This window comes from Virgisporangium aurantiacum (genome assembly GCF_016863635.1).
Lineage (GTDB): Bacteria > Actinomycetota > Actinomycetes > Mycobacteriales > Micromonosporaceae > Virgisporangium > Virgisporangium aurantiacum.
Genome location: NZ_BOPG01000043.1, coordinates 119,902 through 144,464, shown reverse-complemented (window position 1 = coordinate 144,464; position 24,563 = coordinate 119,902). Strand labels below are relative to the sequence as shown.

Below are 24,563 nucleotides of genomic sequence, written 5' to 3'. Positions count from 1 at the left end.
TTGCCGACAACACCGATCGCACGAGTGAATGGTGTTAACTTTTACAGCGTCGTTAGCTCAGGTCAAGGGGTATCACGCATGACTGTGACGTCTCGTCGGGACCGGCTGCGTGCGGCCACGCTGTCGGAGATCCTCGAGACGGCGCGCCGCCTCCTCGTCGCCGACGGGCTTCCGGCCGTGACGTTGCGCGCGATCAGCCGCGAGATGGGCATGACGGCGCCGGCGCTCTACCGCTACTACGACAGCCTCGACGCGCTGCTGGAGAGCCTGAGCATCGCGCTGTTCGAGGAGTGCATCGGGCACGTCGAGGCCGCGGTCGCCGAACAAAAGGACGTCGCGTCCAAGCTGGGAGTGGCGTGCCGCGAGTTCCGGCGCTGGTCGCTCGCGCACCGGGCCGAGTTCGCGCTGATGTTCGGGCGTCCGTCCGAGCAGCTCCCGGCGCCCGACGACCCGATGTACGCCGTGGGCATGCGCTTCTGCGCGGTCTACCTGGTCCTGTTCGACGAGCTGTGGCGGGCCCACCCGTTCGCGGCACCCGCCGACGACGACCTACCCGCCGACCTGCGCGACCAGCTCGCCACGTTCAAGGCCGCCACCGGCACGGCGCTGACGCTCGGCGCGCTACAGGTCTACCTGTCGCACTGGATCAGGCTGTACGGGTCGGTGGCGCTGGAGGTGTTCGGGCACCTCGGGTTCGCGCTCACCGACGCGCAGTCGATGTTCGAGACGGAACTGAAGACCGTGATGCTCAGTCTGATGAAGCCTTCGACGCCCGGATCGGGTGCCCCACGCTCGTGAGGCACCGGCCGCTGGCCAGGTCGAACTTCCAGCCGTGCAACTGGCACGTGAGCACCCCACCGTCGACGATGCCGAACCGGGTGAGGTCTGCTTTCAGGTGCGGGCAGCGACGCTGCACGTTCCAGTCGCCGAGCGTGATGTCCTCGGCGTCGGTGGCCCGCTGGTGCTCGTCGTACCAGCCCTCCGAGTACTGCAGCCGCTCCTCGGTGAGGCACTTGAAGAACGAGTAGACGAACTCGTTGTACTGCCCGATCCGCGCCGCGGAAAATCGGCACGACAGGAACAGCGAGTTCACCCAGTCGACCTCTTCGATGAAGAGCAGGTGCTCGACGAGAACGCGTTGCGTGCGGAAGCGGTAGCGGACCTTCTCGTCGGCGGCCCGCCGCACCTCCTTGTTCGGGAAGTCGACCAGCACCGACTCCACCGTCTCGCCGTCGTACCCGACGAGGTCGAACCGCACCGGCCCGCCGACACCCTTGGCCATGTAGATCGACTCTTCGAGCAGCGGCTCGATGCGCCGCTTCATCTCCTTGAGCACGTCGATCTCGGGGTGCTTCCAGGTCTCCTTCTGCGCCTCGATCACCGGCCGCATCCGGGCCTGGTAGTCGCGCAGGTGCTTTTCCTTGTTGGCGAAGAAGTCGTCGACGTCGGGCACGAGGTGCGTGGTCTCGCAGCTCTCCGTGGTGAGCGTGGAGACGCTGCCCGGCAGCAGCACGACCCCGTTGGTGCCACCGACCTTGGCGTATTCCTCCATGAACACGTGCTGATCCGGAAAGATGTTGCCCTCGTCGCCGTGGATGTCGTTGAACTGCCAGAGTTCGTCGTCGAGGAAGCACGGCGGCCCGGCGATCGGGAACACGTACGACGCCTTGAGGTCGTCGATGTAGCGCCAGGTGCGGTCGAACTGCCGGTCGCGCTTCTGCTTGCCGAACGCGGTCTTCGCGTTGGCCGGCAACTCGTAGACCATCGGGTACCAGATCGCGCCGGAGAACTGCAGCATGTGCGCGTGCACGTGGCCGAGCTCGGCGAAGATGTCGAGGTCGCTGGGCCGGGCGTCGTTCTGGTTCAGGATCCGGATGCCGTCGTACTCGACCCACAGCGACGAGTCACCGATCGGCCCGTCGTTCGGCGCGGTGAGCGACTGGATCATGACGTTCAACCCACCGTCGAGGGCGACGACCTCGTTCGAGACGGTCTCGATGAACTTCGTGAACCCGAGGTCCTCCAGCTCGTCGCGCAGCTGGGAGGTCGCGTAGTTCGGCAGCAGAACGGTGGCCTTCTTGCTGATGAAATTCTTGAGGTGCACGGCGTCGAAGTGGTCCCGGTGCAGGTGCGACACGTACAGGTAGTCACACCTGCCGAGCGACTCCCAGTCGAGCTGCGAGTTGTCGGGAAACGGGAACCAGGACGCGAAGAAGGCCGGGTTGACCCACGGGTCACACAGGATGCTGCCCGCCGGCGTCTGGATGTGCATGCTCGCATGCCCCGTGCCGGTGATCTGTACCGATGACATTCCCTGATCCCTTCCGAACCGCTCCCGCCGAAACTACAACAGAGGGTCCTGCGCCCTGCTCGCCGCCGCCATGACACACTTTGACTCGGCGATCTCATAGAAGGAGCAGACGTGGCGGGCGATCATGATGCACCGGTGACCTCTCCCGACCAGCACAAGCCGGCCAACATGAAGGCGCTGCGCATCGGCGCGGTCGTCTCGGCGATCATCCTGCTGCTCATGACCATGGGCAACCACGAGGGCAAGGTCGAAGACATCTTTCTGGCCCTCTCGGCCGCGGGCCTGATTCTCCTGCTCATCGTCGACTGGGTGCTGCGCCGCAACGGCCTGCGCTCCTAAGTCACCGGCGGCAGCAGGTACGACACCACCCCGTCCGACCAGAAGGTCCACGACGGGCGCACGTACTTGTAGCAGATCCAGGCCGGGCCGGTGCACACCACCGCGTCGACCTCCTCGACCGTGGTCGGCGGCAGCTTCGTCGGCTCCGACGACTGCAACGACCGCAACTCCGGCGCCTTCAGCAGCACGTACCACGGATACTCCCAGCCGTCGACGGTCGTGACCAGGCCGACCCGCCTCGGCCCCCGGGCGTTCACGTCGGCGGCGGCCTTCTCGTAGCTGGCCCGCCATTCCGGCCGCATCGCGAAGCGCGCGGCCAGGTCGTCGCGCGTGAACACCGAACCGCTGCCGACCAGCCGCCGCGGATAGCCGTAAACCGCGGAAAGGGCTCCGGCCAGCGTCGCGACAACGAGAAGCGCGGCCGCCATCCGGGGCACGGCTTTGAAAACCATGGATGACGGCGTAAGCGTGGCCCGGCGTTCGAAGACCGAGCCCAGCCAGGCTCCCGCCAGCGGCGCCGCGACCACGATGATGAACAGCAGCAGCCGGTTGCCCCACGGCTGCCACTTGAACGCCACCGCGTAGCCGGTGGCCGCCACCACGATCGTCGCCGCGTAGATCAGCAGGCGGCGGTCGCCGTCGGGACGCCACCCGCGCACGGCGGCGACCACCACGCCAGCGGCGAGCAGCAGGGCCTGCAGGGGCAGCGCCGCCTTGTCCTCGCTCGGGTACCAGGACTCGTCCGGGAACGTCTGCTCCAGGAACGTGGTCTGCGGGTCGTTGGGGTCGCGGCCGAGTGCCTCGGCGAGGTCGACGATCCGGTCGCCGACCCAGCGGTTCACCGGCGGAACCGGGATCTCCAGCGCCGTGTGCGCCTGACGCAGCCCGTTGATCAGCAGGCTGGCCGGATCGTGGCGCTGCATGGCGAGCGTGTCGCGCAGGTTCTGCGGGCCGAGCGGATGCCCGAACGTCTCGGTCATCCGCACGAACTGCGGGCCGCTGACCAGCCCGGCCACCCCGACGATCACCAGCGCGGCGCCGGCCACCCGAGCGACGGGCAACGGCCTGCCCCAGGCGCGGCGCACCTGGGCCAGCGTCCACCAGATCAGGAACGGCCCGGCCAGCAGGCCACCGGTGGCCTTCGTGAGGGTCACCAGGCCGGTCGCGGCGCCGAGCAGGAGCACCGTGGCCAGGTCGGGCTTGCGGAGCGGCACCCGGCCGACCCCGTCGAGCGCGAGCGTCGCCACGCAGGCCACCCAGGCGGCGACGGTCAGGTCGGTCTGGGTGCTCGACGCCTGCAGCACCATCATCGGGACGGACGCGGCCACGAGGGCGGCGAGCAGTTGCCCGCGGCGGGGCACGCCGAGTTGAGCCGCGAGCCGGGCGACGATCAGCAGGCACAGCACCCCGGCCGACCACTGCAGCAGGTTGTACAGCGTGTCGGCCCCGGTGAGCAGCCGCAGGTGCAGCAGCAGGAACTCGGCGCCGGGCGGATAGGTGATCTGGCGACGGATGCCGGTCGGGTACAGGTCGACGCTGCCCCGTTGCGCCCACTGTTCGATCCGGGGCAGGTGGTAGGTCTGCGAGTCGTACGTGTTCGGCGGGGAGAACAGCGCGAGCACGAGTTCCGCCGTCACCAGGGCGACGATCGCCCCGAGCACCAGCTGGTCGGCCCTGGGGAGGGCCCGGAGGGCCGCAGCGGCTGTAGACGCGGTACGCGGGGCCACGCTCGACGCGTCATCCGGCATTTTTCGAAAGCGCAACCACGCGCCGACGCCCGCGGCCGCCGCGGCCGCGACCCAGGCGGCGCTGATCCCGACGGCGGTGAGCCAGCCGGCGGCCGACAGCGCCTCGACCGCGAGCACGCCGAACGCCCCGACGATCACGGCAGCGCGGACAACCGCGAGCCGGCGCGGGGCGACGGCGGATGTGACCGGTCGCACCGCGTAGAGCGTCAACAGAAACGTGACGATCGGCAGCACGACCAGCCCGAACCGGACTGTTGTCATGTTCGTTTGTGAGGGGCCCTATCAGCGACAGTGGTCAGCGACGCCGGGACATTATGTCGCGGGCCTCCTTGAGCGCCGCGTCCACCTCTGCCTCGAAATAGCCACCGGGCACCAGCTCGAACCGGTTGGGTGCCAGCTCGGCCTCGCTGTTGGGCAGCGGACCACGCCCGGCCAGCCCCATGATCAGCCCTTCGAAGAGCTGATCGACCTGGGCCCGGTCGTAGCCGCTGCCGAACCGGCGCAGCTGGAACGTGCGGCGCAACTGGTCGAGGCGCTGGGCGTCACCGGAGAGGGCCGGGCCGCTCGGACCCGGTCCCCCGGGTCCACCGGGGCCGCCCGGTCCGCCAGGCCCCGGGCCGCCGGGGCCTGGGCCCTGGCCGCCGTAGCCGGGGGGCGGGCCGCCGTAGCCGCCGCCGGGTACGGCGCTGACGGGCGGGCCGTACGGACCACCGCTCACCGGCGGCGGACCGCCGCTGACCGGCCGGCCGTAGGGGCCACCGCTCACCGGCGAGCCGTAGCCCGCGGGTCCGCTGACGGGCGGGCCACCGCTGACCGGCGCACCGCCGTAGCCGGGCCGGCCGGGGCCACCACGCTCCGGGCCGGGACCGCCCGGCGCAAAACCACCGGGCCCACCGGGACCGGGTCCACCGGGACCGAACCCGCCGGGGCCACCACGGTCCGGTCCGCCGCGATCCGGGCCGCCGCGATCCGGTCCGCGGTCCGGTCCGCCCGCGAAACCGCCCGGGCCACCGGGTCCACCGGGACCGGGGCCGCCCGCGAAGCCGCCCTGGCCGGGACCCTGGCCGCCGGGTCCACCCGGTGCGAAGCCACCCGGACCGCCGGGGCCGGGACCCGGGCCACCGGGGCCGAAGCCGCCGGGGCCACCGCGGTCCGGTCCGCCGCGGTCAGGGCCGCGGTCCGGGCCACCACGATCCGGACCCGGGCCACCGGGACCGCTCGGCCCGCCGAAGCCGCCACCCGGGTGCGGACGCGCCGCCGGCGGTGCGCCGCCGAACGTCGCGTCGCCCATGCGGATCTCGGCCGTCATGTCCGCGCGGGCCCGCCGGCCCGGTTCGTACTGCTCGTTGGGCGGGCCGAAGCCACCGGTCGGCTCGTCGTACTGCGGGTAGCCGCCATCGCGCGGCCCACCGGCGATCGCCGCACCCGGCGGGCGGTGGGGCAGGGCCGGGGGCAGCCGGTCGGGCGGGCCCATGCGGTCGGGGGGACCCATGCGGTCGGGCGGACCCATCCGGTCAGGGGGGCCCATCCGGTCGGGCGGACCCATGCGATCCGGGGGACCCATGCGGTCGGGCGGGCCCATGCGCTCGGGCGGCGGGCCCATCGGGGCAGGTCGCTCGGGCAGACCACCGCCCATGCGGTCGGGGGGACCCATGCGCTCCGGCGGGCCCATCCGGTCGGGCGGGCCCATGCGCTCGGCGGCGCCTACGCGCTCGCGGGCCGGGCCGCTCTCGAGCATCGGCTGGCGACCGTCGGGACGCACGTAGCCGCCCCGCTCCTCGAGCTCGGCGAGCTGCCGCTCCACCCGGTCGAGGTGCAGGTCGACCTGCCATTCGTCATATCCACCGAAACGAACCCGGAACACGACATCGTGGACTTCCTGGGCGGCAACCGACGTGCCGATCGGGTCACCCGCAAGTGTCGCCTCGACCCGGTCGAGGAACGAGTCGACCTCGTCGACCTTGTACCCACGTCGCAGCGCCCGCCGCCGGAACCGCTGGCCCTGACTCGTCACTGTTCCTCCTGGTTCGCGCCACGTCGCCCGGTACCCCGCGGTGGGGTTCCCGGACGCCGGGGCTCCGCACCGTTCACTGTGCCACCTGGACCCCGGTGTGACACGGCTCTAGCCCGTTCGCAGCGTGTACCCCAGTCTGCAGTCACGACGCCACCTCCGCAGCGGCCAACTGCCCGCAGGCGCCGTCGATTTCGCGCCCCCGGGTGTCGCGCACCGTGGTGGTGACGCCGGCTGCCCGCAGCCTACGGGCGAACTCCCGCTCGACCACTTTCGGGCTGGCGTCCCACCGGCTTCCGGGCGTGGGGTTGAGCGGGATGAGATTGACGTGCGCCAGCCGCCCGGACAGCAGCCGGCCGAGGAGGTCGGCACGCCACGGGTGGTCGTTCACGTCCCTGATCATCGCGTACTCGATGGAAACGCGCCGCCCCGTCTGACGGGCGTAGGCGTCGGCCGCGTCGAGGACCTCGGCCACCTTCCAGCGCTGGTTCACCGGTACGAGTTCGTCGCGCAGGTCGTCGTCGGGAGCGTGCAGCGAGACCGCGAGCCGCACCTGGAGTTTCTCGTCGGCCAGCCGGTGGATCGCCGGCACCAGGCCCACCGTCGACACCGTGATGTGCCGCTGGGACAGGCCCAGCCCGTCGGGGGCGGGGTCGGTGAGCCGGCTGATCGCGTCGCGCACCCGGTTGTAGTTGGCCAAGGGCTCGCCCATGCCCATGAAAACGACCCGGGACAGCCGGTCGGGACACCCAGGGAGTGCGCCTCGGGCGGTTTCGCCGGCGAACCACACCACCTGGTCGACGATCTCGGCCGTCGACAGGTTCCGGGTGAGCCCGGCCTGGCCGGTGGCGCAGAACGGGCACGCCATGCCGCAGCCGGCCTGGCTGGAGATGCAGACGGTCACCCGGTCCGGGTAGCCCATGAGGACGCTCTCGACGAGCGCGCCGTCGTGGAGTCGCCACAGCGTCTTGCGGGTGGCGCCGCCGTCGCAGGCCTGCTCCTTCACCGGGGTCAGCAACGTCGGCAGCAGGTCGGCGGTGATCCGCTCGCGGCTGGCCGCGGGCAGGTCGGTCATCGCCGCGGGCTCGCGCACGAGGCGGCCGAAGTAGTGCGCCGACAGTTGCCCGGCCCGGAACTCGCGCTCGCCGAGGGCGGCGACCGCCGCCCGGCGCCCGGCCGCGTCAAGATCGGCGAGGTGACGCGGCGGCGCGGGCCGTCGGCCGGGTTTCTCCGGGGACGTTTGGACTGGTGTAAGGCGCAGCAAAGTCATAACGGCTCCAAGTGTCCCACGACTGGCCGCACACGTATTTATCGCGCTGCGTAGCTTTCTTGATCCACGCTGGTGTCACCCGGGCGGAACGAGATTGGTCAACACCGCGTACGCGACCGGCGCCGCGAGCAGGATCGAGTCGAGCCGATCCATGAGGCCACCGTGTCCTGGCAGCAGATTGCTCATGTCCTTGACCCCGAGATCGCGCTTCAGCATCGACTCGGCGAGGTCACCGACCGTGGACGCGGCGGCCACCGCGACCCCGAAGACGACGCCCCAGTACCACTGCCCGTCGAGCATGAACCGCACCAGGAGTGCGCCGCCGACGGCCGCCGTGAACAGCGATCCGGCGAAGCCCTCCCAGGTCTTGCCGGGGCTGATGCTCGGCGCCAGCTTGTGCCGGCCGAGGAATACGCCGAACGCATAGCCGCCGGTGTCCGACATCACCACCGCGGCCAGCATCGCGAGCACCCGCAGGTGCCCGTCGTCGGGGTCGAGCAGCAGCACCACGAACCCGCCGAGGAACGGCACGTACGCCGCGATGAGCAGGCCGGTGACCACGTCGCGCTGGTAACCCTCGGGACCGGTGGCCAGCCGCCATATGAGTATCGCCACAGCCGTGCCGAGCAGGCCGTACGGCAGGCCGCCGGCACCGGCGTGCCAGGTCAGGGCGATCATCGCCGCCCCGCCGACCAGCAACGGCAGCATCGGCGGCCGCATGCCGGCGGTGCCGACCGCGCGCACCATCTCCCAGGTGGCGACCACGAGGGCGATCAGGATCACGCCGTAGAACGCCGGCTTCCAGAACAGCAGCGACGCCAGCACGACCGCGCCGAGCCCCACACCGACCCCGATGGCCGCGGGCAGGTTCCGGCCCGCGCGACTCTTCCGGGGCGGTTCTTCAGTTGGGTGGTTCACGCGGGTCCCGCCGCCCACCGGGCTGGCCTCGGGCTGGGGCGGCGGGTCGTGCGTCGCGCGTAGATCAGGGGTGGCATCGGGTCCGGACATCAGACCTCGAGCAGCTCGGCTTCCTTGTGCTTGAGGAGCTCGTCGACGCTCGCGACGTACCGGTGGGTGACGTCGTCGAGTTCCTTCTCGCCGCGACGCCCCTCGTCCTCGCCCGCCTCGCCGTCCTTGACGATCTTGTCGATGTCGCTCTTGCCGTGCCGGCGGATGTTGCGGATGGCGACGCGCGCCTCCTCCGCCTTGTGCCGGGCGACCTTGACCATGTCGCGGCGCCGCTCCTCCGTCATCTGGGGCAGGTGGATGCGGAGCTGGGTACCCTCGTTGTTCGGGTTCACACCCAGGTCGGAGTCGCGGATGGCGCGCTCCATCGCGGCGAGTTGCGAGGCGTCGTACGGCTTGACGATCACCATCCGGGGCTCCGGGATGCCGATCGAGGCCATCTGCGGCAGCGGCGTCGGCGTGCCGTAGTAATCGATCAGGATCTTGCTGAACATCGCGGGGGTCGCCCGGCCGGTACGGATCGCGGCGAACTCCTCCTTGGCGTGCTCGACCGCCCGTTCCATCTTCTCCTCGGCCTCGAGAAGAGTGTCATCGATCACCGGGTTCGTCGCCTCCTTCAATCCCTTGTTACGCGCGCTGCGGGGGTGGTGTTGGCTCAGGTTACGCTCAGCCCGCGGTGATCAGTGTTCCGATCTTCTCGCCGCCCACGGCGCGCACAATCGTGTCGGCGCCCTCCGCGGCGAACACCACCATGGGCAGCTTGTTCTCCTGGCAGAGGCTGAACGCGGCGGCGTCGGCGACCCGCAGGCCCTGCCGCAGCGCATCGGCGAACGTCACCGTGTCGAGCTTGCGGGCGGTCGGGTCGATCCGCGGATCGGCGGTGTAGACGCCATCGACACCGTTCTTGCTCATCAGCACCACGTCGGCGTGGATCTCCAGCGCCCGCTGGGCGGCCACCGTGTCGGTGGTGAAGAACGGCATGCCGGCCCCAGCACCGAAGATCACCACGCGGCCCTTCTCCAGGTGCCGGATCGCCCGCCGGGGAATGTAGGGCTCGGCGACCTGGGCCATGTGGATGGCCGTCTGCACCCGGGTGTCGATGCCCTCCTTCTCCAGGAAGTCCTGGAGCGCGAGGCAGTTCATCACCGTGCCGAGGATGCCCATGTAGTCGGCGCGGGCCCGGTCCATGCCGGAGGCCTGCAGTTCGGAGCCCCGGAAGAAGTTGCCACCCCCGACGACGACGGCCACCTGCACACCGCGCCGCACCGCCGTGGCGATCTGCTTCGCGGCGTCCTGTACGACGATCGGGTCGACGCCGACCGCGCCACCCCCGAAAACCTCGCCCGAGAGTTTCAGCACCACCCGGCGGTGCTCGGTCACGGCGTCAGCGGTCATCGGATCCCCCACTCGGTCGCACAACATCAACTGGCTACGGGAAGGGGGCCGCGCGATGGCGCGACCCCCTTCTCCACAGACACTCAGGCCTGGCCGACCTCGAACCGGACGAACTTCGTCACCGTGATACCGGCCTCGTCGAGAACCTTCTGGACGGTCTTCTTCTGATCCGTCACCGACGGCTGCTCGAGCAGCACGAAGTCCTTGAAGAAGGCGCCCACGCGGCCCTCGATGATCCGCGGGATGGCCTGCTCGGGCTTGCCCTCCTCGCGGGCGGTCTGCTCGGCGATGCGCCGCTCCGACTCGACCGTCTCGGCGGGCACCTCGTCGCGGGTCAGGAACCGCGGACGCATGGCCGCGATCTGCATGCCGACGCCGCGCGCGTCGGCGTCGGCCGCCTCGTCGCTCTTGCCGGTGTACTCGACCAGCACGCCGACCTGCGGCGGCAGCTGCGGGTCCTTGCGGTGCAGGTAGACGGCGGCGGTGCCGTCGACGGTGCCGAACCGGTTGATGACGATCTTCTCGCCGATGCGCGCCGACTCGCCGTCGACGATCTCGGCGACGCTGCGCCCGTCGAGCGTCGAGGCGCTCAGCGTGGCCACGTCGGCCGGCTTGGTGGCGTCGACGTGCTCGACCAGCTTCTGCGCCAACGCGACGAAGTCGGCGTTCTTGGCCACGAAGTCGGTCTCGCAGTTCAGTTCGAGCAGCGCGCTGCCGTGGTGGGCGACGAGCCCGTTGGCGGCGGTGCGGCCGGCCCGCTTGTTGACGTCCTTGGCACCCTTGATACGCAGGATCTCGACGGCCTTGTCGAAGTCGCCCTCGGCCTCGGTGAGGGCCTTCTTGCAGTCCATCATCCCGGAGCCGGTGAGGTCGCGGAGCCGCTTGACGTCAGCGGCGGTGAAGTTGCTCATGACTCTCTCTCGATTGTCTTCGACGTCGACTAGGAGGCGGCGGGAGCGGGCTCTTCGTTCTTCTTGCCTTCGAGGAGCTCGCGCTCCCACTCGGCCAGCGGCTCGTCGGCCGCGACAGTGCCGGGCTCCGGCTTCTCGTCGGCACCACCGGAGCGCGACGCCTTGCCCGACCGGGCGATCAGGCCGTCGGCGACGGCGTCGGCGACCACCCGGGTGAGCAGGGCGGCGGCACGGATCGCGTCGTCGTTGCCCGGGATCGGGAAGTCGACCTCGTCGGGGTCGCAGTTCGTGTCGAGGACGGCGATCACCGGGATGCCCAGCTTGCGCGCCTCGTCGACCGCGATGTGCTCCTTCTTGGTGTCGACCACCCAGATGGCGGCCGGCAGCTTCTGCATGTCGCGCAGGCCGCCGAGGGTGCGGCTGAGCTTGTCACGCTCGCGGCTGAGCTGCAGGGTCTCCTTCTTGGTGAAACCCTGCGCGGTGCCGGTGAGGTCGATGCCCTCCAGCTCCTTGAGCCGCTGCAGCCGCTTGTACACCGTCTGGAAGTTCGTGAGCATGCCACCGAGCCAGCGGTGGTTCACGTACGGCTGGCCGACCCGCATGGCCTGGGTCGCGACGGCCTCCTGGGCCTGCTTCTTGGTGCCGACGAACAGGATGTGCCCGCCCTCCGCGACCGTGCCGCGGATGAAGTCGTACGACTTCTCGATGTACTCGAGCGTCTGGCGCAGGTCGATGATGTAGATGCCGTTACGCTCGGTGAAGATGAACCGCTTCATCTTCGGGTTCCACCGCCGGGTCTGGTGCCCGAAGTGGACACCGTTCTCCAGCAGTTCGCGCATGGACACTGCCATGGTCGTTGTCCTCTTTCGCCCTGGTTGTTGCGGATGACACGGTTGACACCCGCCCTGGTGCCCGGTCGTCGGCCGCGCTACCCGGAGCGTTCTTCGAACCCGGGACCAGGGCGACCGCCGCCTCCCGCTCGAATCCGAACGTCGATCTGGAGGAGGGCACGCGAGGTCGACCACCTGAGGTGGTCGCCGGTGGCAAGTGTACGCCAGGCCGCGGGCAGGTATCAGGCGGCCGGTCAGGCCGCGGGTCAGGCGGCCAGGGCCGCGAACAGGAAGAGGAGCACGCCGAGCGGCAGGTAGATCAACGGCTGCTTGAGCCAGACCGACAGGTTTCCGGTGACCGGGCCGCCGCCGAGCATCCCGTACAGCCCGTACGCGGACACCGGGATGCCGAGTACCAGGAACGTGCCGGCCACCACCCCGCTGGCCGGCACCGCGTCGGCGACCATCGCCGAGGTGAGCAGCCGCAGCGCCGGGATCTCGAACAGCACGGTCAGCGCCACGAGCGCGATCAGCACCACCGGCTTGCGGCTCTGGTAGATCGACGGACCCGGCCCCGGCTGCTGGTGATGGGGCGGTGGGATCGTGTGCACCGCCGCGGTGGGCGCGCCGAACCCGCCGGCGGCCGGGCTCGCCGGGTACAGCGGCTGTTCCGGCGGGGTGTACGCGGCGGCCGGCGGATACCCGGCCGGTGGCGGTGGGTACTCGGCCGGCGGGGCCGCCGCGGGCGGCGGGTATTCGCCGGGCGGACCGGCCGCCGGTGGCCGGCGCAGAGCGGCGACGTCGATCGCCTCGGTCGAGCGTCGCGACGTCTCGGCGGGGTCGGGGGCCGGTGGAGCCGACGCCGGTTCGCTGAAGGCGCCCGTGTACTCCTCCTCGGCGCCGCGGTACGACCCGACCGGCCCCGGCCCCGGCGCGCCGTGCCGGCCGCGCTCCCATTCCCCACCTTCGAACCAGCGGTGCTCGCCGTCGTCCGAAACGTTTCGTTGTGGCTCCACGGATTCGCACCGTAGGGCAGGAGCGGGAACCTCGCCAGAGGGCGGCCTAGGCTGATCCCCATGAGTGACCCGCTGGTGACGCGGATGCAGCCCTTCGGCACGACGATCTTTGCCGAAATGTCCGCACTTGCCGTCCGCACCGGATCGATCAACCTCGGCCAGGGCTTCCCCGACACCGACGGTCCGCCGGAGATGCTGGACGCGGCCGCGCACGCGCTCCGGAACGGCCGCAACCAGTACCCACCGGGGCCGGGCGTGCCCGAACTGCGCGCGGCGATCTCCGCGCACCAGAAGGAGTACTGGGGCCTCGACTACGACCCCGACGGCGAGATCGTCGTCACCGCCGGTGCCACCGAGGCGATCGCGGCCGCGATCCTCGCGCTCTGCGACGCCGGCGACGAGGTCGTCTGTTTCGAGCCGTACTACGACTCGTACGCGGCGTCCATCGCGCTGGCCGGTGCGGTGCGGCGTCCCGTCACCTTGACGCCCGACGAAAGCGGCGAAGGCTATGCCTTCGACGCGACCCAGCTCCGCGCCGCCTTCGGCCCCCGCACGAAGCTGGTGCTGCTCAATTCGCCGCACAACCCCACCGGCAAGGTGTTCAGCCGGGAGGAGCTCACGCTGATCGCGGAGCTGTGCCAGGAGTTCGACGCGGTCGCCGTCACCGACGAGGTGTACGAGCATCTCGTCTACGACGGCCTGGCCCACATTCCGATCGCGACGCTGCCGGACATGCGCGAGCGCACGATCCAGATCTCCTCGGCCGGCAAGACCTTCTCGTGCACGGGCTGGAAGGTCGGTTGGGCGTGCGGGCCGGCGTCGCTGGTCTCGGCCGTCCTGCGGGTCAAACAGTTCCTGACCTTTGTGAACGCGGGCCCGCTGCAACCGGCGGTCGCGGTGGCACTCGGGCTGGGCTCTTCTTATGTGGACGGCGTGCGCGCGGCCCTGGAGTCCAAGCGCGACCGGTTGTGCGCGGGCCTGTCCTCCGCGGGCTTCCGGGTTCTCCGGTCTTCCGGCACGTACTTCGTCACCGTGGATCTCGGTTCCGGTGCCGACGGGATCTCGTACTGCCGGTCACTGCCCGAGCGGTGCGGGGTCGTCGCGGTGCCCACCCAGGTCTTCTACGACAACGTCGACCAGGGCCGGCGCCTGATCCGGTTCGCCTTCTGCAAGCGCGACGACGTTCTCGACGAGGCCGTTCGCCGGCTTCGCCTCCTCGAACGTTAGGACGTAGACGCTCTCCATCTCTTCGAGCAGGTCCACCAGGCAGTTTTCGAGCACGGGGCCCTGGATGGCGACGATGAACTCGTCGGTGGCGTACGCGCCGTCGCGGCCGAGGATCCGCACCTCGCGGATGTCGATGCCGAGACGGCCGAGCAGCGTGGTGACCTTGCCCAGGGAGCCGGGCCGGTCGGGTAGGCGAACCAGGAGCCGTCGCACCAACATCCGCCCAGCCTGGACAATCCTCATTTCCCTGACGTTTCGTTCCCGCGTCATTACCTCACGTCATTCCAGACATGACACAGCGGCACCCGGGGTGCTCCGAGTGCCGCCGCTCTGCGCTTGTGTGTCATCTACTTGGTACTGACAGTAGGAACGGGCTCCACGTACATAAATCCCAAGGTCGTGCCAAGAAGTGACGAGAGTCACTGCCTGTATCTGCCATAGCAGATCAACTCGCTTACCGTTGACCCGTCCACAGGCACCCTCGCTGTCCACATCTCGTTCTCCTGTTCGTTGCCCGGTACCTGACGGACGGCGATCGTCTTCGCCATGTCACTGGCGAGCAACGCGGTCGGCGCGTACGGCGAACGTCGGGCCGCCGCCTACCTGGTCAACGAGGCGGGCATGCAGGTACTCGACCTCAACTGGCGATGCGCCGACGGCGAGCTCGACATCGTCGCCCGCGACGCGAACGAGATCGTGTTCATCGAGGTCAAGACCCGCCGCGACCGGGAGTTCGGGCTGCCGGCGGAGGCTGTCGTGCCCGCGAAACGGCACCGGCTACGCCGGCTGGCCCTGCGGTGGCTGGCCGCGCACCCGGGTCACCACGAGGCGATCCGGTTCGACGTGGTGAGCGTCCTGCGCCCGCGCAGCGGGCCGGCGCTGATCGAGCACGTGCGGGCGGCGTTCTGACATGAGCGAGCGTCAGCGAGCGAATCATCAACGCAGTGCCCGCGAATGCATCGCCGAGCGGAGCGAGGCGATCGCATGAGTTATGCACAGGTCCGGGCGGTCGCCCTGGTCGGGATGGTGGGCCAGGTGGTCGTCGTCGAGTCCGACGTGGCCAAGGGGCTGCCGTCGCTGGTCCTCACCGGCCTGCCCGACGCGGCTCTGTCGCAGGCGCGCGACAGGGTGCGCGCGGCCGTCGTCAACTCCGGCGAGGCCTGGCCGCAGCGGCGGCTCACCGTCAACCTGCTGCCGGCCCACCTGCCCAAGCACGGGTCGTCGTTCGATCTCGCCATCGCGGCGTCCCTGCTGGCGGCCGCCGGCGTCATCCCGGCCGAGCCGCTGCGCGAGGCGGTGCTCATCGGCGAGCTGGGCCTCGACGGCGCGGTGCGGCCGGTGCGGGGCGTGCTGCCGGCGGTGGTCGCGGCGATGCGCGAAGGGCTGCGCTACGCGGTGGTCCCGGTCGCGAACGCCGCCGAGGCCGCACTGGTGCCGGGCATCGTCGTGCAGGCCACCGACACGCTGCTGCGTTTCATCGACTTCCTCCGCTGCGACGGTCCCCTGCTCGATCCGCCCAGCGTCGCGCTGCCGGCGCCGCCCGACGGTCCCGACCTGGCCGATGTCCTCGGGCAGGATCGCGGCCGCCGCGCCGTCGAACTGGCCGCCGCCGGCGGACACAACCTGGCCCTGTTCGGCCCGCCCGGCGCCGGAAAATCGATGCTGGCCCAGCGCCTGCCCGGTCTCCTGCCGCCGCTGTCCGACGAAGAGGCGCTGGAGGTGACGGCGGTGCACTCACTCGTTGGCGCGCTGCCGCCTGAATGTCCATTGATCCGCCGTCCGCCGTTCCAGGCCCCACACCACACCGCATCGGTCGCGGCAATGGTCGGCGGTGGCCATGGAATAGGTCGGCCAGGCGCATTGACCCGTGCTCATAACGGAGTCCTGTTTCTGGACGAAGCACCAGAGTTCAGCGTTGCGGCTCTGGAGGCGTTGCGACAGCCGTTGGAAGAAGGCGTGGTACGGATCAGCCGCTCCCGGGCGGAGAGGGAGTATCCGGCCCGTATACAGCTCGTCCTAGCGGCTAACCCGTGTCCCTGCGCCCGTCCCGGTGGCGACCAGTACTGCGACTGTTCGCCCTGGGTGCGTCGCCGTTATTTGAGCCGGCTATCGGGTCCGCTGCTCGATCGGATCGACCTCCAAGTGAAGCTCACACCGGCCCGGCCGGCGGCGGTCCTCGGTGCGGAGGCCGGCGAGTCGTCGGCGGCGGTGGCGGCCCGGGTGGCCACGGCCCGTGCGGCCGCCGCGGAGCGGTGGAACGCCACGAACGCCGGGGTGCCGGCCCGCACGCTGCGCGACGCCCGGTTCCGGCTGGCCCGGGAGGCCACCGCGCCGCTGGCGAAAGACCTCGACCGCGGCCTCATCTCGGCCCGCGGACACAACCGGGTGCTGCGCGTCGCGTGGACCATGAGCGACCTCGACGGCCGCGCGTTCCCCGACCTCAACGACGTCTGCGAAGCACTCGACCTACGGAGGGGAACCCGATGACCCGCGAGCTCTACGTCGGCCTGAGCGCTCTTGTCGAGCCCGGCAACCGCGAACTCGGGCAGATCGTGCGCCGGGTCGGGCCGTACGTTGCAGCCGACGCGCTGTGCTCGGAACGCGTCTCCGAGCAGCTGGTCGGCGCGGCCACCACCCGGCTGGGCGAGCCGCTGCGCCTGCCGGCCGTGGAGGCCTTCGGCGCACGCCTGCTCGACGATGCCGACCGGCTGGGCGTCCGGATCGTCTGCCCCGACGACGAGGAGTGGCCGTCCCAGCTCGCCCACCTGGTCCGGATCAGCCGCGGCTACACCGGTCAGGTGGCCGACCGCGACACCGACCCGCCGCTGGCGCTGTGGGTCCGCGGCCCGCACCGGCTCGACCATGCGCTGGCCCGCTCGGTCGCGATCGTCGGTGCGCGGGCCGCCACCGGATACGGCAACTACGTCGCCGGCGACCTGGCCCACGGCCTGGCCGAGAGCGGCTGGACGGTGGTGTCCGGCGGCGCCCTGGGCATCGACGGCGCGGCGCACCGGGCCGCTCTGGCCACGGGCGGCGTCACCGTCGCGGTACTCGCCTGCGGCATCAACCGCCCGTACCCGGTCAGCCATACCGGCATGTTCGAACGGATCGGCGAGGAGGGCCTGGTGATCAGCGAATGGCCGCCCGACGCGCCGCCGTACAAGCTCCGCTTCCTCATCCGCAACCGCGTGATCGCCGCGTCGTCGGCCGGCACGGTCCTGGTGGAGGCGGCCCACCGCAGCGGCGCCCGGCAGACGCTCGGCCGCGCACGGCTGCTGGGCCGGCCGGCCCTCGTGGTGCCGGGCCCGGTGACGTCGGCGATGTCGGCCGGTTGCCACGAGGAACTCCGGATCGAGGGCGCCCGGGCGGTGGCGTCGGTGGCCCACGTCATCGAGGAGGTCGGACGCATCGGCACCGATCTCGCCCCGCTACCGTCGACGCCGGAACGCCCGCACGACCGCCTCGACCCGACGAGCCGGCAGGTCCTCGAGGGCGTACCGATCCGCAAGCCCCTGCCGGCCGAAGAGATCGCCGCCGCGGCCGGAGTGAGCGGCCGCGACGCCCGCCGGTCCCTGCCGATGCTGGTGGCCCTGGGGCACGTGGAGGCGATCGACCAGGGCTACCGCCTGGCGCGCCCCGCTTGACGCACGTCGGTCCACCGGCCACCGTCCAGGGCGTGGGAGCCACCGAAACCCGGCACGCCGCCCTACCCGCCCCGATGCGCACGGCGGTGGACGCGTTCGCCGTCCACCTGGCCGCCGAACTCAACCGTTCCCCACACACGGTCCGCGCCTACGTCGGCGACGTGGTGTCCCTGCTCGACCACGCCACCCGCATGGGCGCAACCACCCCGGCCGACCTCGACCTGCTGATCCTGCGCAGCTGGCTGGCCCGCCTACGCACCACCGGCGCGGCCCGAACGACCCTGGCCCGCCGAGCTGCCTCCGCCCGCACCTTCACCGCCTGGGCCCACAAGGCAGGCCTGGCCGAGACCGATGCCGGCCAACGCCTGGCCAGCCCCAAACCCCACCGCGATCTGCCAACCGTCCTCCGCGCCGACCAGGTGGCCGACCTCCTCCAACCCCCAACCTCCTCGCCCAGCCACCCGGACTCGCCACAGGCCAAACCCCCGGCCACCAGCCATGCCGCCGCAATCGGCACCTCCACCGCCTCCCCCGCCACACCCGACGCCGCCCCCGATGCGGCCGCCGCCTCCGCTGCGGCCGGCGCCTCCGCCACATCGGGCGCCACCGCCACCCCCGGCGCCACCGCCAGATCGGGCGCCACCGCCACCCCCGGCGCCACCGCCACCCCCGGCGCCACCGCCACCCCCGGCGCCTCCGCCACATCGGACGTCTCCGCCGCCACACCCGGCGCCTCGCCCATTCCTGGCGCCTCCGCGGCGGACCTGGCCGCCTCGCTGCGCGACCACGTCGTCCTGGAGTTGCTGTACGCGGCCGGCATTCGCGTGGCCGAACTCTGCGGCCTGGACCTTCACGACGTCGACCGATCGCGGCGGCTGCTGCGGGTCTTCGGGAAGGGCGCGCGGGAACGGGCGGTGCCGTACGGCGTCCCGGCCGAGCGGGCGCTGGAGGCGTGGCTGCGCCACGGGCGGCCGACCTTCGCGACCCCGGCGAGCGGTGGCGCCCTGTTGCTCGGTGCCAAAGGCGGCCGCCTCAATCCGACGGTGGTGCGGCGCATCGTCTCGCGCGCGGCCGACGCCGCGGGGTTGCCGCGAACCAGCCCGCACGGATTGCGGCACGCGGCCGCCACCCACCTTCTGGAAGGCGGCGCCGACCTGCGCAGCGTGCAGGAGTTGCTGGGACACGCGTCGCTGTCGAGCACGCAGATCTACACCCACGTCTCGATCGAGCGGTTACGCACCGCGTACCGGCAGGCACATCCCCGGGCCTAAGATCAGGTGTGCCGATGGTGAAACCGCCCGAGCCCGTACCGGGTGCCCGGCTGTTGTTCAGCCTCGATCCCGCCGTCAGCCACCTCAACCACGGGTCGTTCGGTGCCGTGCCGGTGCCCGTCCAGCGGGCCCAGCAGCGGCTGCGCGACGAAATGGAAGCAAACCCGGTCAAGTTCTTCGCCGGCGGCGCCCTCGACGACCGCGTCACCGCCGCCCGCCGCCACCTGGCCACGTTCGTCGGGCTCGACCCGGACGGCTGCGCCGTCGTCCCGAACGCCACCACCGGCGTCGGCATCGCCCTCGGCTCCGTCGGCCTCGGCCGCGGCGACGAGATCCTCACGACCGACCACCGCTACGGCGCCGTCGCCATGGCGATCGAGCGGACCTGCCGGGAGACCGGCGCGGTGGCCCGTGAGGTGCCCATCCGCCTCGACGCCACCGACAACGACGTGGTCGCCGCCGTTCAGACCGGGATCACCGGTCGCACCCGGCTGGTGGTGCTCGACCAGATCACGTCGCCCACCGCGCAGGCCATGCCGGTGGCCGCCGTCCACGCCGCCCTGCGCGGCACCGGCATCCCCCTGCTGGTCGACGCCGCACACGCCCCCGGCGTGATCAGCGACCCGACGCCGGGCGAGTTCTGGGTCGGCAACCTGCACAAGTGGGCCTACGCCCCACGGGGCACCGCACTCCTGTACGTGGCCCCGCCCTGGCGGGACCGGGTGCGATCGCCGATCGTGTCCTGGCGCGAGGGCGAAGGCTTTCCCGGCTGCCTGGAGTACAGCGGCGTCACCGATCCCACGGCGTGGCTGGCCGCCCCGGTCGGCGCCTACGTGCTGCGCACGCTGGGGCTCGAGCAGGTCCGCCAGCACAACGCCACCCTCGCGGCCTACGGCCAGTCGGTCGTGGGAGCCGCCCTCGGCGTGTCCCCCACGGACCTCCCCGGCTCAGACGGCGCATCGGGCAGCGCCGCTACACCCCTGCCGATGCGGGTCGTGCCGCTACCCGCCGGCACCGGCGCCACCGTCGACGGCGCGACCACGCTCCGCCGCCGCATCGCCGACGAACTCCAGACCGAGGTCGCGATCAACGCCTGGCGCGGCCGTGGCCTCCTGCGGCTCTCCGCCAACGTCTACAACCGCTCCGACGAGTACGACCGGCTCGCCGACCGCCTCCCCCCGCTCCTCAAGGCGCTGTAGCCCCCGCCAGCGGCAGCAGGCGGACGCGGCCGAACCCCAGGAGCAGCAACGGATCGAGGTAGCTGTCGCCCCGGCGGAGGCCCCAGTGGAGGCACGCCGCCACGGGGCAACCGGCGTGCCCGGGAGCCAGCGCACCGATCCGGCTTCCCCGGCCGACCGCGGCACCGGCGGCGACCGAGGCGAGGACCGGCTCGTACGTGGTACGCAGGCCGTTCGCGTGGTCGATGCTGACCACGCCGCGGCCCGCCACCGTTCCGGCGAAAGCCACCGTTCCCGGACCGGCCGCGAGTACCGGCGCGCCCGGTTCGCCGGCCAGGTCGACACCGCGATGACCGGCCAGCCAGGGCTGGGGCGGTGGGTCGAAGCGGCGGACCACCGTGGGCGTCCCACCGAGGGGCCAGCCAAAGCCGGCGGCGGGAACCGGCGCGCGAGGCACCGGCCCGGCGGCGGCCGCCGGCGGCGCGGCGAACATGGCACCGAAAACGAGGAGGGTCAGAAGAACACGCATACCCACGAGCCTCGGCCCCACCAGCCGCCACCCACAACGACGAATCGTCAACTGTGGACAGTCAGGTTGGCATGTGGACAACGCCCGTCCACGCGCCGGCGTGTGCTAGCCGGAGAACCCGCTGTCGGGCAACGAGATCTCGGGCTTCTCGAGCTCTTCCACGTTGACGTCCTTGAACGTCATCACGCGAACGTTCTTCACGAACCGGGCCGGGCGGTACATGTCCCACACCCAGGCGTCGTGCATCTCGACCTCGAAGTAGACCTCGCCGTCGGAGTTGCGCACGTGCATGTTGACCTGGTTCGCGAGATAGAACCGCCGTTCGGTCTCCACCACGTAGGCGAACTGGCGGACGATGTCGCGGTACTCCCGGTAGAGCTGCAGCTCCATCTCGGTTTCGTACTTCTCGAGATCTTCCGCACTCATGAGAAACCGCCCTCCATGCCGACATTCTCTCCCAGCACGAGCTGGGTACGCGCGGCAACGCCGGCGACAGCCACCGTACCTCCCCGCACCCGTCGCCTGACGGCCGGCGGCAGCTCGGCCGCGTCCGTGCAGGCCGCCACGTTCGCATACGAGAACCGGTGCTCGGAGCACGGCCCGTGCGACTTCAGTGCCGCCGAGTGCTCCGGCGTGGCGTAGCCCTTGTGCTCGTCGAAGCCATAGACAGGCCAGCGTGAATGCAGGTCGACCATGATCCGGTCGCGCGTGACCTTCGCCACTATGCTCGCCGCCGCGACACAGGCCGCGACCTGGTCGCCCTTCCACACCGCGAGCCCGGGCGCCGCCAGCCCGGGGACCGGGAATCCGTCGGTGAGCACGTACTGCGGCACCACCGACAACGATGCCAGCGCCCGCCGCATCCCGGCGAGATTGCAGACGTGCAGGCCGGTCCGGTCGACCTCGCCCGGCTCGATCACCACGACCGACCACGCGACGGCCCGCGCGACGACCTCCGTGTACAGCCGCTCCCGCGTGGCGGCGGTGAGCAGCTTCGAGTCGGTCAGGCCGTCGATCTCGCCGCGCTTGCCCGGCGGGAGCACCACGGCCCCGACCACCAGCGGACCGGCACACGCGCCGCGCCCCGCCTCGTCGGCGCCGGCCACCAACTCGAAGCCGCGTCGTTGCAGCGCCCGTTCCAGGGCGTACACACCGCCCTCGCGGTGCACGATCGTGCGCGGCGGCGCAAGCATCACATCACCCCCAGGCGGCCCAGCAGCATGGGCAGGTCGGGCGGATAGAAGGGCTCGGAAGAAGCCACAAAATCATGGGACGACCACCAGGCGACCTCGGTGACCGTCGCCCGCTCGATCTCGTCGAACCCCGACCGGTCGATCTCGAAGGACGGCACCCGCACCAGGAACCACGACTGCTCCTGCCGGTAGCGCCGTCCGTCGAACGGGAACTCGGTGACGTCGTTCCACACCGGCTCGCCGACCTCGCCGATCGGCAGGCGCAGGCCCGTCTCCTCGGCCAGTTCCCGCACCGCGGCCTCGGCGACCGACTCCCCCGGCTCCAGACCCCCACCGACGGTGAACCAGTACGGCCGGGCCGGGTCCGCCGGATCCGCGCCCCGCAACATGAGCACGCGCCCGGCCGTGTCGACCACGAGCACCCGCGCCGCGCGGCGCTCGATCACCGGTGATTCGGACATGACGCGAGCCAGCCTACGCGGACGGCCGCCGCTAATCCGGGTCGGGCACCTTGTCGAACGTGTTCGGAACGGTCAACCAGGTGGCTCTGCCCACCGGCCAGAAGATCACGAATGCCCGCCCCACGATGGCGCTCTCGGGGATGGTGGCGCCGGTGAGGTCGCCGTCGCGAATGTACCGTTCCCGGGAGTCGCTGGAGTGCGACCGGTGGTCGCCCATCATCCAGTACCGGCCCTTGGGCACCACGACGTCGAACGGCTGCTCGCTGGCCAGGTCGGAGACCCCGTCGTCGGACGTGTAGATGTAGCGCTCGTTGAGCGGATACCCGTTGATCATGATCCGCTGCTGGTCGTCGCAGCAGACGAGGTGGTCGCCCGGGGTGCCGATGACCCGCTTGATGAAGTCTTCGTCGGCGACGCCGCTGCGCCAGTTGGCCGGCGCCTCGAAGACGATCACCTCGCCCCGGTGCGGCGATCGGAAGTTGTAGATCAACTTGTTGACGAGCACCCGGTCGTTGATGAGCAGAGTCTTCTCCATCGACTCCGACGGGATGTAGAACGTCTGGAGGACGAATGCCCGCACCACCACGGCGACCACGATCGCGACGATGAGCAGCATCGGGAGCTCGCGCCAGAAGCTGCCACGGCGCTGGGTGGAGGAGGACTCGTCAATCACTCCAAAAGCCTACGCTGCCCGGCCCACCACGTCCGTCGGGAACGCGCCGGTATGACCAATCCCGCGAGGATCGGCACCACCAGCACCCACCCGGCACCGGTGTCGGATTTCATCGGCGCCTGCCCCGGGCCCACGGCCGGAGCGGCGGTGGCGGTTCCCTCGAAAGTGGTCAACGCCGGCAGGCCGTGCCAGCGGCTGCTCGGCCAGGCGACCGCGAACGCCCGACCGATGACGTTCTCGATCGGCACCGGGCCCTGGCAACGGGAGTCCTGCGACACCCCGCGGTAGTCGCCCATCACGAACAACTGGCCCGCCGGGACGGTGACCGGCTCGAAAATGCGCGGCCCGCAGGCGCCCGGGGTGGGCGGCGCGTCGATCGGCGAGTTCATGTCTTCGGGTAGGTAGGCGCTCTCGTCGAGCGGCTCGTCGTTGACCCTGACCCGGCCGTCTTCGTCGCAGCACTCGACCGTGTCGCCGGGCAGGCCGATGACGCGCTTGATGAAGTCCTTCTCGCCGGGCTGGCTGAGGCCCACCAGGTCGCCGGCCGTGCGGCCGACCTTGGCGAGGAAGCCGGTGGCGGTGGGCTGGCGCTCCTCGGCGGCCCACCGGTCGGTGCCGCGGAAGACGATGACCTCGCCGCGGGTGGGGTCGCGCATGTCGTACACGATCTTGTTGACCAGCACCCGGTCGCCGACCAGCAACGTGGTCTCCATCGACGACGACGGGATGTAGAAGGCCTGCAGCAGGAACGTGCGGATGAGCACCGCGAGGCAGAACGCCACGACGAGCAGCAGCGGCAGTTCCTGCCACAGCGGCATGGCCCGCCGCCGCCGACCGCGCCGGCGCCACAACGGCGGAGGCAGCGCGTCGAGCTCGGGATCGGGGTCGGCGGTCACGGCCACGCGCGCCCGCGGAGGCGCCGGCGACGTGGGCTGAGCCCGCAACGGCGCGCGCCGGGCGCGCTCTTCCGGTGAGGACCGGCCGTACACCCGGGCGCCGCCCCGGCCGGACGATCCGCGCAGCTCAGGCGACCCTTCCCAGGCACGTCCGCGAGCGGTGCCGGTGGCACCGCCGCTCGTGTACCGCTGCGCCGCCCGAGGCGTCCGCTCGCCGGGATATGGGTCCATTGATGAGAAGGGTATCCCGCCCCGACGAGAATTAAGAGCGCCAGGCCGCCCCGAACCCCCACGGGGTCGGGCGGCGGGTCAGGAGATCAGGAAGAACGGACCTTGTCGCGCTTCTCCTTGATCTTGGCGGCCTTGCCGCGAAGGTCACGGAGGTAGTAGAGCTTGGCGCGGCGGACGTCACCACGGGTCACGATCTCGACGCGGTCGACACCGGGGCTGTTGATCGGGTAGGTGCGCTCCACGCCGACGCCACCGGTGACCTTGCGGACCGTGAAGGTCTCGCGCAGCCCGGAGCCCTGCCGACGGATCACCACACCCTGGAAGATCTGCACCCGGGACCGGCTTCCCTCGACCACCCGCGCGTGCACCTTCACGGTGTCGCCGGCCCGGAAGGCCGGGATGTCGGTGCGCTGCGACGCGGCGTCCAGGGCATCGAGCGTGTTCATCGCGTGTACTTCCTCGC

At 71.1% G+C, this 24,563-nt stretch carries 24 protein-coding genes and 2 pseudogenes; 8 read left to right on the top strand and 18 right to left on the bottom strand.

Annotated features, from left to right (window positions below; genetic code table 11):
• Nucleotides 1–78 precede the first annotated feature (78 nt).
• Nucleotides 79–798 carry a TetR/AcrR family transcriptional regulator gene (locus Vau01_RS31910; RefSeq protein WP_204000296.1) on the top strand — a complete coding sequence of 240 codons (720 nt, stop codon included), beginning with the start codon at nt 79–81 and terminating at the stop codon, nt 796–798.
• Here Vau01_RS31910 and Vau01_RS31905 read toward each other — a convergent pair.
• Nucleotides 749–2,296: a Rieske 2Fe-2S domain-containing protein gene (locus tag Vau01_RS31905; protein ID WP_204000400.1), complete on the bottom strand. Its 1,548-nt coding sequence runs from the start codon at nt 2,294–2,296 to the stop codon at nt 749–751. The two genes, Vau01_RS31910 and Vau01_RS31905, sit on opposite strands and share 50 nt — an antisense overlap.
• Before the next feature lie 183 nt (nt 2,297–2,479).
• Between Vau01_RS31905 and Vau01_RS31900 the strand changes: the two genes are divergently transcribed.
• A complete protein-coding gene (locus tag Vau01_RS31900; RefSeq protein ID WP_204000398.1) occupies nt 2,480–2,650 on the top strand; it encodes a DUF2631 domain-containing protein in 171 nt (56 codons plus the stop codon).
• Here Vau01_RS31900 and Vau01_RS31895 read toward each other — a convergent pair.
• The 9 genes and pseudogenes from Vau01_RS31895 to Vau01_RS31855 form a co-directional block, all read right to left on the bottom strand.
• The gene (locus tag Vau01_RS31895; RefSeq protein WP_204000294.1) at nt 2,647–4,659 is read right to left on the bottom strand and encodes an ArnT family glycosyltransferase; all 2,013 of its coding nucleotides are present in this window, start codon (nt 4,657–4,659) and stop codon (nt 2,647–2,649) included. The two genes, Vau01_RS31900 and Vau01_RS31895, sit on opposite strands and share 4 nt — an antisense overlap.
• Nucleotides 4,660–5,953: 1,294 nt before the next feature.
• Nucleotides 5,954–6,412, bottom strand: a pseudogene (locus Vau01_RS65700) (DivIVA domain-containing protein); the annotation flags it as partial.
• Nucleotides 6,413–6,554: 142 nt separating this feature from the next.
• Entirely contained in the window at nt 6,555–7,679 is a 1,125-nt protein-coding gene (rlmN, locus tag Vau01_RS31885) for a dual-specificity RNA methyltransferase RlmN (protein ID WP_204000292.1), read from the bottom strand.
• 75 nt (nt 7,680–7,754) lie between these two features.
• Nucleotides 7,755–8,687 (bottom strand): phosphatidate cytidylyltransferase, encoded by a 933-nt coding sequence (locus Vau01_RS31880; protein WP_204000290.1) that lies wholly within the window; start codon nt 8,685–8,687, stop codon nt 7,755–7,757.
• On the bottom strand, nt 8,687–9,244 hold the full coding sequence (gene frr, locus Vau01_RS31875) for a ribosome recycling factor (RefSeq protein WP_204000288.1): 558 nt from the start codon (nt 9,242–9,244) through the stop codon (nt 8,687–8,689). Before frr ends, Vau01_RS31880 begins: the two co-directional genes overlap by 1 nt.
• A gap of 67 nt (nt 9,245–9,311) precedes the next feature.
• A complete protein-coding gene (gene pyrH, locus Vau01_RS31870; protein WP_204000286.1) occupies nt 9,312–10,067 on the bottom strand; it encodes a UMP kinase in 756 nt (251 codons plus the stop codon).
• A gap of 56 nt (nt 10,068–10,123) precedes the next feature.
• Nucleotides 10,124–10,951: a translation elongation factor Ts gene (gene tsf / locus Vau01_RS31865; RefSeq protein ID WP_204000285.1), complete on the bottom strand. Its 828-nt coding sequence runs from the start codon at nt 10,949–10,951 to the stop codon at nt 10,124–10,126.
• 29 nt (nt 10,952–10,980) lie between these two features.
• Nucleotides 10,981–11,802, bottom strand: coding sequence for a 30S ribosomal protein S2 (gene rpsB / locus Vau01_RS31860; protein WP_204000282.1), 822 nt, complete (start codon nt 11,800–11,802; stop codon nt 10,981–10,983).
• Between the two features lie 245 nt (nt 11,803–12,047).
• Entirely contained in the window at nt 12,048–12,797 is a 750-nt protein-coding gene (locus tag Vau01_RS31855; RefSeq protein WP_204000279.1) for a hypothetical protein, read from the bottom strand.
• A gap of 84 nt (nt 12,798–12,881) precedes the next feature.
• On the opposite strand from Vau01_RS31855, the gene Vau01_RS31850 reads away from it, so the two are divergent.
• A complete protein-coding gene (locus Vau01_RS31850; protein ID WP_239152018.1) occupies nt 12,882–14,024 on the top strand; it encodes a pyridoxal phosphate-dependent aminotransferase in 1,143 nt (380 codons plus the stop codon).
• A gap of 87 nt (nt 14,025–14,111) precedes the next feature.
• Here Vau01_RS31850 and Vau01_RS64725 read toward each other — a convergent pair.
• A pseudogene (locus tag Vau01_RS64725) lies at nt 14,112–14,243 on the bottom strand (ACT domain-containing protein); the annotation flags it as partial.
• A gap of 327 nt (nt 14,244–14,570) precedes the next feature.
• On the opposite strand from Vau01_RS64725, the gene Vau01_RS31845 reads away from it, so the two are divergent.
• The 5 genes from Vau01_RS31845 (at nt 14,571) to Vau01_RS31825 (ending at nt 20,138) form a co-directional block, all read left to right on the top strand.
• Complete coding sequence (locus Vau01_RS31845) at nt 14,571–14,933, top strand: YraN family protein (protein WP_204000274.1); 363 nt, start codon at nt 14,571–14,573, stop codon at nt 14,931–14,933.
• A 75-nt stretch (nt 14,934–15,008) separates the two neighbouring features.
• A complete protein-coding gene (locus Vau01_RS31840) occupies nt 15,009–16,511 on the top strand; it encodes a YifB family Mg chelatase-like AAA ATPase (RefSeq protein ID WP_204000271.1) in 1,503 nt (500 codons plus the stop codon).
• Nucleotides 16,508–17,668 (top strand): DNA-processing protein DprA, encoded by a 1,161-nt coding sequence (gene dprA, locus Vau01_RS31835; protein ID WP_204000268.1) that lies wholly within the window; start codon nt 16,508–16,510, stop codon nt 17,666–17,668. The genes Vau01_RS31840 and dprA overlap by 4 nt, the downstream gene beginning before the upstream one ends.
• Before the next feature lie 32 nt (nt 17,669–17,700).
• Nucleotides 17,701–18,939, top strand: a complete 1,239-nt coding sequence (locus Vau01_RS31830; RefSeq protein ID WP_308440495.1) for a tyrosine recombinase XerC — start codon at nt 17,701–17,703, stop codon at nt 18,937–18,939.
• An 8-nt stretch (nt 18,940–18,947) separates the two neighbouring features.
• Nucleotides 18,948–20,138 (top strand): aminotransferase class V-fold PLP-dependent enzyme, encoded by a 1,191-nt coding sequence (locus Vau01_RS31825; RefSeq protein ID WP_239152002.1) that lies wholly within the window; start codon nt 18,948–18,950, stop codon nt 20,136–20,138.
• Here the strand turns inward: Vau01_RS31825 and Vau01_RS31820 are convergent.
• The 7 genes from Vau01_RS31820 to rplS form a co-directional block, all read right to left on the bottom strand.
• Nucleotides 20,125–20,646 (bottom strand): M23 family metallopeptidase, encoded by a 522-nt coding sequence (locus tag Vau01_RS31820; RefSeq protein WP_204000262.1) that lies wholly within the window; start codon nt 20,644–20,646, stop codon nt 20,125–20,127. The two genes, Vau01_RS31825 and Vau01_RS31820, sit on opposite strands and share 14 nt — an antisense overlap.
• A 105-nt stretch (nt 20,647–20,751) precedes the next feature.
• Nucleotides 20,752–21,072, bottom strand: coding sequence for a DUF2469 domain-containing protein (locus Vau01_RS31815; RefSeq protein ID WP_203925179.1), 321 nt, complete (start codon nt 21,070–21,072; stop codon nt 20,752–20,754).
• On the bottom strand, nt 21,069–21,839 hold the full coding sequence (locus tag Vau01_RS31810; protein ID WP_204000259.1) for a ribonuclease HII: 771 nt from the start codon (nt 21,837–21,839) through the stop codon (nt 21,069–21,071). The genes Vau01_RS31815 and Vau01_RS31810 overlap by 4 nt, the downstream gene beginning before the upstream one ends.
• Nucleotides 21,839–22,300 carry an NUDIX hydrolase gene (locus tag Vau01_RS31805; RefSeq protein ID WP_204000257.1) on the bottom strand — a complete coding sequence of 154 codons (462 nt, stop codon included), beginning with the start codon at nt 22,298–22,300 and terminating at the stop codon, nt 21,839–21,841. The genes Vau01_RS31810 and Vau01_RS31805 overlap by 1 nt, the downstream gene beginning before the upstream one ends.
• Nucleotides 22,301–22,331: 31 nt before the next feature.
• Complete coding sequence (gene lepB, locus Vau01_RS31800) at nt 22,332–22,973, bottom strand: signal peptidase I (protein WP_204000255.1); 642 nt, start codon at nt 22,971–22,973, stop codon at nt 22,332–22,334.
• Nucleotides 22,970–23,836, bottom strand: a complete 867-nt coding sequence (gene lepB / locus Vau01_RS31795; protein ID WP_239152014.1) for a signal peptidase I — start codon at nt 23,834–23,836, stop codon at nt 22,970–22,972. Before lepB (Vau01_RS31795) ends, lepB (Vau01_RS31800) begins: the two co-directional genes overlap by 4 nt.
• A gap of 350 nt (nt 23,837–24,186) precedes the next feature.
• Entirely contained in the window at nt 24,187–24,546 is a 360-nt protein-coding gene (rplS, locus tag Vau01_RS31790; RefSeq protein WP_204000253.1) for a 50S ribosomal protein L19, read from the bottom strand.
• Nucleotides 24,547–24,563: the final 17 nt, after the last annotated feature.